The organism is Rhizobium leguminosarum (genome assembly GCF_019798305.1).
GTDB lineage: Bacteria > Pseudomonadota > Alphaproteobacteria > Rhizobiales > Rhizobiaceae > Rhizobium > Rhizobium leguminosarum_U.
Genome location: NZ_JAAXDD010000004.1, coordinates 150,392 through 162,857 on the forward strand (window position 1 = coordinate 150,392; position 12,466 = coordinate 162,857).

Sequence of the window (12,466 nt, forward strand, 5' to 3'; positions counted from 1 at the left end):
GAGGGCTCTTCATGCCCGAACCTGACAATGACGACAAAGAGCGCCGTCGCCGCGACAATTTGACCGAGTTCGTTCGGGCGGAATCTGCCGCCAAGGGCTTCGATCTCTGCCGCATCACGCGTCCGGATGCGATCCCGCAGGCGAAAGAGCGCCTCGGTCAGTTCATCGATGCCGGACGCCACGGGACGATGGACTGGATGGCGGAGACGCGCGACCGGCGCGGCGATCCCCGCACACTCTGGAGCGAGGTGCGCTCCGTCGTTGTCTTCGGCCTCAATTACGCCCCTGATGAAGATCCTAGCTCTATCCTCGACAAGCCGGACAAGGCGGCCATTTCGGTCTATGCCCGCAACCGCGATTATCACGACGTCATCAAGGGCCGGCTGAAGGAGATCGCCACGCGCTTTGCAGCGCGGGCGGGCGCCGATGTGAAAGTCTTCGTCGATACGGCGCCGGTCATGGAAAAACCGCTGGCGGAGGCGGCCGGGCTCGGCTGGCAGGGCAAACACACCAATCTCGTCAGCCGCGTTCACGGTTCCTGGCTGTTTCTCGGCACGATGTTCACCACCGCCGATCTTGTGGTCGACGCAGCCGAGACCGATCATTGCGGCTCCTGCCGCGCCTGCCTCGACATCTGTCCGACGGCCGCCTTTCCGGCGCCTTATCAGATCGACGCGCGGCGCTGCATCTCCTATCTCACCATCGAGCACAAGGGGCCGATCGACGCCGATCTGCGCGTGCTGATCGGCAACCGCATCTATGGGTGCGACGACTGTCTTGCCGCCTGTCCCTGGAACAAGTTCGCAAGCTCCGCCTCCGAGATGAAGCTCAAGGCGCGGGATGATCTGAAGGAGCCGTCGATCGCCTTTCTGCTGACACTCGATGATGCCGCCTTCCGTGCCTTTTTCAGCGGCTCGCCGGTGAAGCGGATCGGCCGCGACCGCTTTATCCGCAATGTGCTGATCGCCGCCGGCAATTCCGGCGAGACGGCGCTCATCGGGCGCTGTCGCGGGCTTTCGGAGGATCCCTCACCCGTGGTGCGCGGCATGGCGGTCTGGGCGCTTTCACGGCTGATGGAGGCTGGCGAATTTGCGGCCTTTGCCGCACAAAGGGCGGATGAGCGAGATGACGACGTATTGAACGAATGGCGATTGGCGGGAGTGGGCTGATGCATGTGATGATCTTTGGCTGCGGTTATTCCGGCACGGCAATCGCCAGGGCCTTTGCCGGCGACGGCGTGCGTGTTTCCGGCACCACGCGCTCACCTGACAAAGTGGAAGCGCTCCGCCGGAACGGCATCGAAGCATTCCTTTTCGACGGCGAGAGCATGGAAGAGGGGCTCTGCCAAGCCTTGGAAGGCGTCACCCATCTGGTGCAGTCGATCGCCCCTGGAAAGGCCGACCCACTGCTGCGGCTGCTCGGTAAAGACGGCGCACGCCTGCTGCCGAAGCTCGAATGGATCGGTTATCTCTCGACCGTCGGCGTCTATGGCGATCACCAGGGCGCCTGGGTGAGTGAGGAAACGCCGTGCGTGCCCGTTTCCGGACGGTCGACCGAGCGGCTCGAGGCGGAAGAGGGCTGGCTGGCGATGGGCCGGGAGCGCAGCGTGCCGGCGGCGGTGTTGCGCCTTTCCGGCATCTATGGGCCGGGACGCAACGCCTTCTGCAATCTGGACAAGGGCACGGCGCGACGGCTGATCAAGAAGGACCAGGTGTTCAACCGCATCCGCGTCGAGGATATCGGTGCGGCGACACGCTTCCTGTCGGAGCGCGGCCTCGGCGGCATCTATAATGTCACGGACGACCGGCCCGGCCCGCCGCAGGATGTGATCGTCGAGGCAGCCCGCCTGATGGGCGTCGAACCGCCGCCGGAGCAGGCGTTCGAGACCGCCGAATTGACGCCGATGGCGCGCACTTTCTACGGCGAGAACAAACGGGTTTCGAATGCGAAACTGAAGGCCGCCGGCTTCGCATTTTCCTTCCCGACCTATCCTATGTCGCTTGCGCAATTGTGGCGGGACGGACGCTGGCGTCGGGAGTAGAACCCGGTCCTGTCTCGACGGATACACTCACCCAAAATGAGTAGGAAATTCCTACTTTCCCGCTTTGGCCGGACAATTTTCGCCGCATCTTATGGTTAACGGCCTTTGAATTTGCCCAAATGTGGCAGCAAATATGGCGAAATCGGAAAAATATTTTCGCGATTTTCGTGAACGCCGAGGCGTTAACTAACCATCCGGAATATTTGTTCAGATTTTAACTGATTTTATTAGGTTTTTTCCACGCCTTGGCGCGGCGTGCATTCCCGGAATCTGGACATCCCGCTCACGCATGTTACAGATTGTAATATTCCGTGAACAACTGCGGCACTTTTTCGCCACTTTTTCACAGATTTAAGCCCCGCCGCCTGCAAGGGCGTGAGTTCAATAGTTGAGGGATACTCTGTTTTGAAGAACATACGTCGTTCTATTATCGCCGCTGTAACTATTGCAGCCTGTTCTTCCATGCTTCCGGCGGAGGGTTTTGCTGGCAATGGTTGTGGCGGTGCTTCATGGTACGCACTTCGCTCCAAAACTGCTTCCGGGGAACGTATGAACCCTGCCATCTTGACTGCCGCACATCGTTCGCTTGCTTTCGGCACCAAGGTGAAGGTCACCAACCGCAACAATGGCCGCACCGTCGTCGTTCGTATCAACGATCGTGGTCCGTTCATCCGCGGTCGCGTGATCGACCTGTCGCGTGCCGCCGCGCAGAATATCGGCATGGTGAGCTCCGGCACTGCGAAGGTCTGCTACCAGGTCGTCAGCTGAGGCCGCCATTGACTGCGCCGGAAGCGGCGCTTGCTCTTGCCGTCAATCGCGGTTACCACCCGGTTGAGACTTGTGAACAAACGACTGCGTGACACTCGCGTTTGCGCTGATCGTTCACACGCCACGGCAACAGGAGACATTTTAATGCGTCTGGGCGGCCGCCTCGAAGGGGCGATTTCTGTGCTCGCGGACATTGACGCCCGCAAGCGGCCCGTCGCCGACGCGCTGAAGGACTGGGGCCTCGCGCACCGCTTCGCCGGCTCCGGAGATCGTGCGGCGATCGGCAACATCGTCTATGACGCACTGCGCATGCGGCTTTCCCATGCCTGGCTGATGGATGACGACAGTGCTGCGGCCATTGCCCATGCTGTCATGTTCCGCCAATGGGGTTTCACGCCAGACAGTCTTGCCACTGAGCTGGCGGATGACAAGTTTGCGCCGGCGCCGCTTTCGGCCGACGCCGTTGCGGCCTTTCAAAGCCGCTCGCTCGACGATGCGCCGCCGCATATTCGCGGCGATATTCCCGAATGGGTGCAATCCTCCTTCGAACAGGCCTTCGGCGCCGACTGGCTCGCCGAGGCACAGGCACTAGCCGCCCGACCGACGCTCGATCTGCGCGCCAACCTGCTCAAAGCCTCCCGCGACAAGGTCGTCAAGGCGCTCGAAAGGGCCGACGCGCATGCAGCGAAGATCGCCCGCTACGGCATCCGGATTGCCGCCGGCGAAGGCGCCTCGCGTCTCCCCAACGTGACAGCCGAGCTTTCGTTCCAAAAAGGCTGGTTCGAAGTTCAGGACGAGGGATCGCAGATCGTCGCTGATCTGGTGCTCGCCCATGATGGCGAACAGGTTCTCGACTATTGCGCCGGCGGCGGCGGCAAGACGCTCGCCATGGCGGCGGCCATGCAGAACAAGGGACAGGTTCACGCCTATGACGCCGATCGCAAACGGCTGGCGCCGATCATCGAGCGGCTGAAGCGGGCGGGCACGCGCAATGTCCAGGTGCATGACGACGCCAGGGCGCTCTCCGCCCTTGCCGGACGCTGCGACAAGGTGCTGGTCGACGCACCCTGCACCGGCACCGGCACGTGGCGCCGCCGCCCCGATACGAAGTGGCGGCTGACGGCGAAGAACCTCGACGAGCGCACCGCCCAGCAGCAGGACGCGCTGGCGCAGGCGAGCAGCTTCGTCAAATCAGGCGGCGACCTGATCTATGTGACCTGCTCGGTCCTGCCTCGGGAAAACGAGGAACAGGCGCGCCGCTTCACGGCTGATAATCCTGATTTTCAGATCGTCAGTGCCCTGCCTGCCTGGGATCAACTCTTCGGCAAGGACGCCCCGCATCCACACTCTTCCGACGGCCTGTCGGTGACTTTGACCCCCGCCTCCACCGATACCGATGGCTTCTTCTTCTGCCGCATGCGGCGGAACGGCTGAAGCGACTTAGCGGAGGCCTCCACAACTGCCGGTTTTTCAAGCAAATGCCGTTCAAAAATGACCGGTTAGCTACGCCTGTCCATTCTTAAAATCATTCCAAACTAGAGTGTTTGACACCAGTTTGTTTTTGCGCGAAGAGACGGAGCCCGATGACAGCGCCGCGCGTCTTATCAGACGCGCAAAGGACGCTGTACACTTTGAATCGACGCATCGTGCTTTCCGAAAATCGATTCCGATTTTTGGGCCGATGCGGCAGACGGAAAATCCGTCACAGGAGAGGATCATGAAGCTCAACCGCAAATTCCGCGCAGCCGTGCTGGCGATCGCCCCCGCCGCCCTGCTCGCCCTTCCCGCGCATGCCGAGACCGATGCCGCTAGCGTCGTGAAGCACTATGCCGACGTGGCGCATGCGAAATACGAAGACTCGCTGACGACGGCCAAGGCGCTCGACGCCGCCATCGACGCCTTCCTGAAGGCGCCGACCGACGCGACGCTCAAGGCCGCCAGGGAGGCCTGGATCAAGGCGCGTGTTCCCTACCAGCAGACGGAAGTCTATCGCTTCGGCAATCCGATTGTCGACGACTGGGAAGGCAAGGTCAACGCATGGCCTCTCGATGAAGGCCTGATCGACTATGTCGATGCCTCCTACGGCACCGAGAGCGACGAAAACTCTCTCTATGTGGCCAATGTCATCGCCAACAAGACGATCAAGATCGACGGCAAGGATGTTGACGCCTCCAAGCTGACGCCGGAATTCCTCTCGGGCACGCTCGCCGAGGCCGGCGGCATCGAAGCCAATGTCGCGACCGGTTATCACGCCATCGAATTCCTGCTCTGGGGTCAGGATCTGAACGGCACGGGCCCTGGCGCCGGCGACCGCCCGGCAACCGATTACGACCTCAAGAATTGCACGCACGGCAATTGCGACCGGCGCGCCGAATATCTGAAGTCCGCCTCCACCCTGCTGGTTTCCGACCTGCAGGAAATGACCGACAACTGGACGCCGGACGGTGCGGCGACCAAGAACATCGAAGCCGATCCGAAGGCCGGCCTCGTCGCGATCCTGACGGGCATGGGTTCGCTTTCCTACGGCGAGCTTGCCGGCGAGCGAATGAAGCTCGGCCTCTTGCTGCACGATCCGGAAGAAGAACATGATTGCTTCTCGGACAATACCTACAACTCGCATCTCAACGACGCGATCGGTATCGCTGCTGCCTACACAGGCAACTATACCCGCGCCGACGGCACCAAGCTCAGCGGCCCGTCGCTGCACGATCTGGTGGCCGCCAAGGACAAGGCGCTCGATGCCGAAGTGGAAGGCAAGCTCAACAAGACGCTCGATGCGATGAATGCCATGGCAAAGCGCGGCGAGACCGTCGAGAAATACGACCAGATGATCGGCGAGGGCAACAAGGACGGCAACGCCGTCGTCCAGGCCGCCATCGACGGGCTGATCGACCAGACGAAATCGGTGCAGCGCGTTATTGCCGCACTCGATCTCGGCACGGTTCAGCTTGAAGGTTCCGACAGCTTGGATAATCCTAACGCCGTCTTCAAATAAGCAAAAAGGCGGGCCGCTTCGAAAGCCGGAGCGGCCCGGACGCTGAAATGTCGCATGCCCCGGCCCGCCGATTGATCGCCAGCGCAGCGCTCTGCGCCACACTTACCGGTTATTCCGCCGGCATCGCCGCCGGTTTCGATCTGCCGACGAAACGCACCGACCTTTCCGAAGCCGATCTGCAACGTGTCGCCGGCGTCACCCGGCCGACGACGGATTTTTCCAAGGCCGAACAATACGAAGCGATGCAGGCAGGGGCGACGACCTCGATCGACCCTGTCACCGAGGACAGCTTCTCGCATATTTCGGCTAATATCCCCTTCGAGGAAGAGCAGAATTTCAAGCTCGGCAACGCGCTCTTCCGCAAGCTCTGGGTTTCCGCTCCCTCCTCGACGCAGGCCTCCGATGGTCTCGGGCCGCTGTTCAACGCCCGCTCCTGCATGAGCTGCCATGTCAATGATGGCCGCGGCAGACCGCCGGAGGGAGGCCCGAGCGCCACCTCGATGTTGCTGCGGCTTTCCCGTGCGGCCAGGACGCCGGGGGAAGAAAAGGCGGTTGCGCGTGCTGATGTCGTCAATTTTCCCGATCCGATCTACGGCCATCAGCTGCAGGACCTCGCCGTTCCCGGCCTTGCTGCCGAGGGGAAGATGGCGATCAGCTACCACGAAGAGAGGGTGACGCTCGGCGACGGCGAGACCATGTCGCTGCGCCGGCCGAGCTATGCGATTGTCAATCCCGCCTATGGACCGCTCGATCCCGCGACGACGACTTCGCCGCGTGTCGCCTCGGCGATGATCGGCCTCGGACTGATCGAGACCATTCCCGAAGCCGATATCCTGGCCCATGCCGATCCTGATGATGCCGACGGCGACGGCATTTCGGGGAAGGCTGCGATGGTGCGCGACCACGGCAGCGGCAAGATTGCGCTCGGACGGTTCGGCTGGAAGGCGCAGAACGCCACGGTGCGCGACCAAAGTGCCGATGCCTTCGCCAATGACATCGGCATCTCGACGCCCGATCACCCGGATGCACAGGGCGATTGCACCAAGGCCGAAGAGAAATGCATTGATATGCCGACCGGCGTGCAGAAACGGCTGGGCGCAGAAGAGGCGCCAGGTACCATTCTCGACCTCGTCACCTTCTATTCCGAAAATCTCGCGGTTCCGGCACGGCGCAAGGCAAGCTTCGCCGAGACGCTGCGGGGCAAGCGGATCTTCTACGAAAGCGGCTGCATTTCCTGTCATGTGCCGAAATTCGTCACCCGGCGGGATACGCCCGAAAAAGCGCAGTCCTTCCAGCTGATCTGGCCCTATTCCGACTTTCTTCTGCACGACATGGGTGACGGGCTTGCCGACGGACAGCAGGTCGGCCTTGCAAGCGGACGTGAATGGCGCACGCCGCCGCTATGGGGTATAGGACTGACCCGGACTGTCAGCGGACACAGCTTTTTCCTGCATGACGGCCGTGCGCGTGATCTCACCGAAGCGATCCTCTGGCATGGCGGCGAAGCTGAAAAGGCCCGCAACGCTTTCTCCTCCCTGCCGAAAGACGACAGGGCGGCCCTGATTACATTCCTGGAGTCACTTTGATGCGCCTTTGGCACCCCCTGCTCTGCCTGACTCTGATCGGCCTCGCCACATCCGCAGCCGCCCAGACCGTAGCGCTCCCGGCAGGGCTGAACGAGGATGCCGTTCCCGCCGTCATGCAGCGCGCCGTCGACGAGGTGATCCGTCCCGGCTATCGCAACATGCAGCAATCGGCCGCCCGGCTAACGACGGCGATGAAGGATCTTTGCGCCGACGGCACGCAGCAGACGCTCGACAAGGCGAAATCCGCCTTCGACGATACGATCCGCTACTGGTCGATCATCGAGGTCGTCCAGACCGGACCGGTTATCCAGGACAATCTCTTCGAGCACATCCTGTTTTATCCCGACCGCAAGGGCGTCGGCCTTAAGCAGGTGCAGGCGCTGATCGCCAAGGCCGATCCGAAGGATGCGACGGTCGATGCGATCGCCGGCAAGAGCGTTGCGCTGCAAGGCCTGACGGCGCTGGAATACGTGCTCTACGGCAATGGCTCCAACGATCTCGTCGGGCAGAAAGGCAGCTTCCGCTGCCTTTACGGCGAGGCGGTCGCCGGCAATATCCAGCGTGAAGCCGGCGAAGTCGTCGCCGCCTGGGAAAAACCCGACGGCGTGCAGGCGAGCTGGAAACATCCAGGCCCGCAGAGCAACGATTTCATGGACAACAAGGAAGCGGTGACGGCGCTGCTCGGCATTCTCGTCCATGGTGCGGAGAATGTCCGCGACCAGCGGCTGGAGCAGTTCTACAAGGGCAAGGACACCCCGCCACGGCCGCGCATGGCGATCTACTGGCGCTCCAAAAATACCTGGAAATCGATGGCCGCCAATCTGGAAGGCCTGCGCACGCTCTGGCAGAAGGCCGGCATGGCCGAGCTTCTGCCGCCGGACAAACAGCCGATTGCCGCTGCGATCGACGAGGACTTCAAATCGCTGCTCGACAGCGTGCCGAAGCTCAATCCCGACATCGACGTCGCCACCAGCGATGCAGAGAAGGCCAAGCTCGATACGCTGCTTGCCGACAGCCGCGACCTGATAACCCGAATCAGCGACGAATATGGCGCGGCGATTGGCCTTTCGGCCGGCTTTTCCTTTTCGGACGGAGATTGAGACGATGATGCGAAGTGCCGCGATCAACCGACGCAGCTTCGTCAAGGCGGCCGGCCTCGGCTTCCTTGCCACCTTGACGCCAAGGTCGCTGATGGCGCTGGAGCAGACTGATGCGGTCTATGCCTCGGGCATTCGGGCAGCCGACGGCTCCTTTGCCATTGCGACCGTGACCGAGCGCGGCGAGATCGTCGATCAGGTGGCGCTGCCCGCCCGCGCCCACGGCATGGCCTTCAGCGCCAGCACCGGCAAGACGGTCGCCTTCGCGCGCCGGCCGGGCACCTTTGCGATGATCTTCGATCCCCGGAACAAGGGCGAGCCGGTCGCCATCAGTTCGCCAGAGGGCCGGCATTTCTACGGTCATGGCGCTTTCTCTCCCGATGGTCGTCTGCTCTATGCCAGCGAAAACGACTTCGACGGCAATCGCGGCATGATCGGACTCTACGACGCCACCAACCGCTTCACCCGCATCGGCGAATTCGAGACCTACGGCATCGGCCCGCACGACATGACGGTTTCCGACGACGGACGCCTGCTCATCGTCGCCAATGGCGGCATCGAGACGCATCCGGATTTCGGCCGCACCAAGCTCAATCTCGGAGAGATGCAGCCGTCGCTGGCGCTGATCGATGCGGCGACTGGGGCGCTGATCGAAAAACATGTGCTGCCGGCGGAATGGGCGGAACTCTCCACCCGCCACGTCGATCTCGGCGGCGAGGGCCGCATCTGGTTCGCCTGCCAGTATGAAGGCCACCGCAAGGATTTGCCGCCGCTCGTCGGCCATTTCGCCAAGGGGGAGGACCTTACCTTCATCGACCTGCCGGAGGAGACGACGCGCCGGCTAGCCAATTACGTCGGAGCGATCGCGGTCAATCGCAGCGAAGGTCTCGTCGGCATCACCTCACCGAAGGGCGGCGCCTCGGTGACGATCGACGCAAGGAGGGGCAAGGTGCTGGCCGAAGCGACCATTCCGGATGCAGCGGGCATCGCGCCGGCAAAGAGCGGCTTTGCCGTCTCCTCCTATGACGGCGATTTCCTGTCGACCAGCAGCGACGTCGCCTGGGATCAGCACATCGTGCGGATCTGATCACAGAAGCAGAGCTTCAGAGCAATTCCAGGAAAAGTGTGAAGCGGTTTTCCGTCCGGAATTGCGTAAAAACAAAAGCCTAGAGCGGTCCTGCGCTTCCGTTAAAAGCTGAACCGCTCTAGCCGGAACGCGAATAGGCTTTCTGCTCGGCGCTGACGCTCGATGCCGCGGCTCTTGCCGCCTCGTGCAGCCATTCGTTTCCCCGCACCGCCAGATCCTTCAGGATCGCCGCAACCGCTGCCGCATCGTCGGAATGGCAATTGGCGATCTCAAAGCCCATCAGTTCGAGCATTGTCGGCGAAAGCAGGATCTCGGGACGCCGGTCGATTTCGATCTTGCAGCTGTTCGGCGAGAGCCGGCGCACGAGGATGCGGCCGGAAACCCGGTAGTGCGGATCGGCTGAGCGCGCCCGCCCATTGGCGATCTCGCTTGCATGGATCGCCACGTCCTGTGGCCTGTGGCGAAGCGACCAGGCCGACGGCAGCAGCGCCTTTGCCTCACGCAGCACCGGCCCGCCCTGCCATTCGGCATAGGCGACGAAACGCGGCCGGCCGAGACTGCCGGTGCCGCCGCTGCGCGGCTTTGGCACGAAGGGCTCCGCCCCGGACGGCAGCGCGGCGGCGAGCGCCTTGGCGTAGGCTGGCGGCGGCGGCTTGCCGCCGGGAAGCAACATTTCGTATTTCTCCCAGAATTCCCTGCGTCCGGAATTCGGCAGCATCAACGCCTTGCGCAGCCATTTGTGGTCGCGCTCGAGGATGACGGGCAGCGGATTTTCAAGGCCCCTGCGATAGCCGCTCAAGATCAATCCGCCGATCATGCGAACCGAGGGACCGTCGTCACCGCGCGCCAAGACGGCGCTTGTTGCAAGACGAACGAGATCAAATGCATAGGGCATCACCGCCGCGTCGTCGAAATCATTGACGCCCCAGACAAGCCGGCCCTCGATATCGCGCCAGGTGCCGAAATTCTCCAGATGCGTATCGCCGATCGCCAGCACCTCGGGCGCGCCTGTGAGTTCCGGACAGATATCGAGGATGATCTCGCACCAGCGCCAATAGGTGGCGCGCAGGAAGACGAAATCGCCGCTTCGCATCTTCTCGTGCTTCTCCCTGAGATCGTCCTTGACGAGATCGTCGCCGAGTTCGCCGGCCAGCCAAGTCTCGAAATTCCGCACCGATTGCGATATCGTCGTCATGCCGGCGCTCCATCATTTCGCGACCCGATGCGAAGAATACGCGCACCGCGCGAAGCTGCAATCGTCTTCGCATTGGATCGCCATAATCGAGCGATACTGGCGAGCGGTACCGGCCAGCTGTGCCGGCTTGTACGGCGACGGAAAGGTGAAGGGTTGCCCCGGCGACACGGTCCCGGGTTTCCATCGGCGCCCGGACCGATTTCAGCAATGTCCAGCTTGTCGAACGCGGCGCGCCATGCCACTTTCGCGGCTGCAAGAGGGGCAGACATGAGCGAGACTGACAGGGGCGATTTCCGCGCGCGAATCCGCCGTAATTTTGCGCGGCAGGCGGCGATGGAGACGATCGGCGCGGAGTTGACGCGCGTCGAGCACGGCGTCGTCGAGATCGAGCTTCCCTTCGACGTCAAACTGACACAGCAGCACGGCATCCTGCATGCGGGCATCATTTCCGCAGCGCTCGATTCGGCCTGCGGCTTTGCCGCCTACAGCGTCATCGGCCCGGAGGCCTCGATCCTGACGATCGAGTTCAAGGTCAATCTCATGTCGCCGGGGCGTGGCGATCGTTTCCTGTTTCGCGGGGAAATCACCAAACCCGGCTCCACCATCATCGTCGCCGACGGGCGAGGCTACGCGATCAGCGACGGGCCGGCGAAACTCATCGCCTCCATGACCGGAACGATGATGGTGATCCGCGGTAGAGAGGGCATTACGGGATGAAGTTCGAACTGAAATCGGTCGCGGGGAAATCCATCCTTTTCGTCATGGCAGCGGAGGCCGAATACGGTCCCTTCCTGCGTTCGCGCATCGAACCTTTGATGACCGGCGTCGGCCCGGTCGAGGCGGCCATCGCGCTGAGCAAGACATTGGCGCGGCTGGATGCAGCCGATGACCTGCCCGATCTCGTCGTCTCCCTCGGCTCGGCCGGCTCGGCGAAACTGGAGCAGACCGAAATCTATCAGGTGACCTCGGTTTCCTACCGCGACATGGACGCCTCGCCGCTCGGCTTCGAAAAGGGCAAGACACCCTTTCTCGACCTGCCGGCAACGCTCGAGCTGCCGCTGCGCATTCCCGGCATTGCCGAAGCAAGCCTTTCCACCGGCGGCAACATCATCTCGGGCGCCGCCTATACGGGCGTCGACGCCGACATGGTCGATATGGAGACCTATGCGGTACTGCGGGCCTGCCAGGGCTACAAGCTGCCGCTGATCGGCCTTCGCGGCATTTCCGACGGCGCCGTCGAACTGCAGCATATTTCGGGCTGGACCGAATATCTGCACATCGTCGACCGCAAGCTCTCTTACGGCGTCGATAGTCTGTTCACGGCGCTGGAGGATGGGGTTTTCTGGTTCTGAGCCCCTGAATGGATCGTGTCCCGGCAGGTGGTGTAGGGGTCGGGAGATAGCAAAGCAGAGTGCCGGGGACGCGATCTGAACGAGCGTCGAGCGCAGCCTCGGGTTGTCTGATTTTGACACTCCCGGCTCGTGATCGACTTTCCTGCTGCCAGGGTGTCGGTGCCAACCCTGCATAGGCGGCAAGTTGGCGCCGGTCGTCGACGTGGCGGGACAATCAACTCGGTTACATCCCTGCATTTCAAGAGCTGACAAAAAGCACACTGCTAAAGCGGGCGCCTTCCCGAAAGTGAGGACCCGACTGCGAAAGACGATAGCCGCGGTGGTCCCACTCGCTATCGCGCGCCG

The 12,466-nt window shown here is 62.3% G+C and carries 11 protein-coding genes and 1 pseudogene; 10 read left to right on the forward strand and 2 right to left on the reverse strand.

Features of this window, described 5'->3' with window-relative positions:
• Positions 1–11: 11 nt before the first annotated feature.
• From queG to HFO99_RS08840, 8 genes are all read left to right on the forward strand, one after another.
• Positions 12–1,169 carry a tRNA epoxyqueuosine(34) reductase QueG gene (queG, locus tag HFO99_RS08805; protein ID WP_222360626.1) on the forward strand — a complete coding sequence of 386 codons (1,158 nt, stop codon included), beginning with the start codon at positions 12–14 and terminating at the stop codon, positions 1,167–1,169.
• A complete protein-coding gene (locus HFO99_RS08810) occupies positions 1,169–2,041 on the forward strand; it encodes an SDR family oxidoreductase (RefSeq protein WP_222360629.1) in 873 nt (290 codons plus the stop codon). The genes queG and HFO99_RS08810 overlap by 1 nt, the downstream gene beginning before the upstream one ends.
• 405 nt (positions 2,042–2,446) lie before the next feature.
• The gene (locus HFO99_RS08815) at positions 2,447–2,809 is read left to right on the forward strand and encodes a septal ring lytic transglycosylase RlpA family protein (RefSeq protein ID WP_011650128.1); all 363 of its coding nucleotides are present in this window, start codon (positions 2,447–2,449) and stop codon (positions 2,807–2,809) included.
• Positions 2,810–2,953: 144 nt separating this feature from the next.
• Positions 2,954–4,243 (forward strand): RsmB/NOP family class I SAM-dependent RNA methyltransferase, encoded by a 1,290-nt coding sequence (locus tag HFO99_RS08820; RefSeq protein WP_222360632.1) that lies wholly within the window; start codon positions 2,954–2,956, stop codon positions 4,241–4,243.
• Between the two features lie 283 nt (positions 4,244–4,526).
• Entirely contained in the window at positions 4,527–5,804 is a 1,278-nt protein-coding gene (locus HFO99_RS08825) for an imelysin family protein (protein WP_162115463.1), read from the forward strand.
• A gap of 47 nt (positions 5,805–5,851) precedes the next feature.
• Positions 5,852–7,390, forward strand: a complete 1,539-nt coding sequence (locus HFO99_RS08830; RefSeq protein WP_222332496.1) for a di-heme oxidoredictase family protein — start codon at positions 5,852–5,854, stop codon at positions 7,388–7,390.
• Positions 7,390–8,490 (forward strand): imelysin family protein, encoded by a 1,101-nt coding sequence (locus tag HFO99_RS08835; RefSeq protein WP_222332497.1) that lies wholly within the window; start codon positions 7,390–7,392, stop codon positions 8,488–8,490. The genes HFO99_RS08830 and HFO99_RS08835 overlap by 1 nt, the downstream gene beginning before the upstream one ends.
• 4 nt (positions 8,491–8,494) lie before the next feature.
• A complete protein-coding gene (locus HFO99_RS08840) occupies positions 8,495–9,574 on the forward strand; it encodes a DUF1513 domain-containing protein (protein WP_222360634.1) in 1,080 nt (359 codons plus the stop codon).
• A 118-nt stretch (positions 9,575–9,692) separates the two neighbouring features.
• Here HFO99_RS08840 and HFO99_RS08845 read toward each other — a convergent pair whose 3' ends face one another.
• Positions 9,693–10,769 carry a DUF2252 family protein gene (locus tag HFO99_RS08845; RefSeq protein ID WP_222360637.1) on the reverse strand — a complete coding sequence of 359 codons (1,077 nt, stop codon included), beginning with the start codon at positions 10,767–10,769 and terminating at the stop codon, positions 9,693–9,695.
• A gap of 267 nt (positions 10,770–11,036) precedes the next feature.
• Here HFO99_RS08845 and HFO99_RS08850 point away from each other — a divergent pair, with 267 nt between their 5' ends.
• Entirely contained in the window at positions 11,037–11,486 is a 450-nt protein-coding gene (locus HFO99_RS08850; protein ID WP_222360640.1) for a PaaI family thioesterase, read from the forward strand.
• A complete protein-coding gene (locus HFO99_RS08855; protein ID WP_017966649.1) occupies positions 11,483–12,121 on the forward strand; it encodes a 5'-methylthioadenosine/S-adenosylhomocysteine nucleosidase in 639 nt (212 codons plus the stop codon). Before HFO99_RS08850 ends, HFO99_RS08855 begins: the two co-directional genes overlap by 4 nt.
• A 69-nt stretch (positions 12,122–12,190) precedes the next feature.
• Here the strand turns inward: HFO99_RS08855 and HFO99_RS08860 are convergent.
• A pseudogene (locus HFO99_RS08860) lies at positions 12,191–12,335 on the reverse strand (transposase); the annotation flags it as partial.
• Positions 12,336–12,466: the final 131 nt, after the last annotated feature.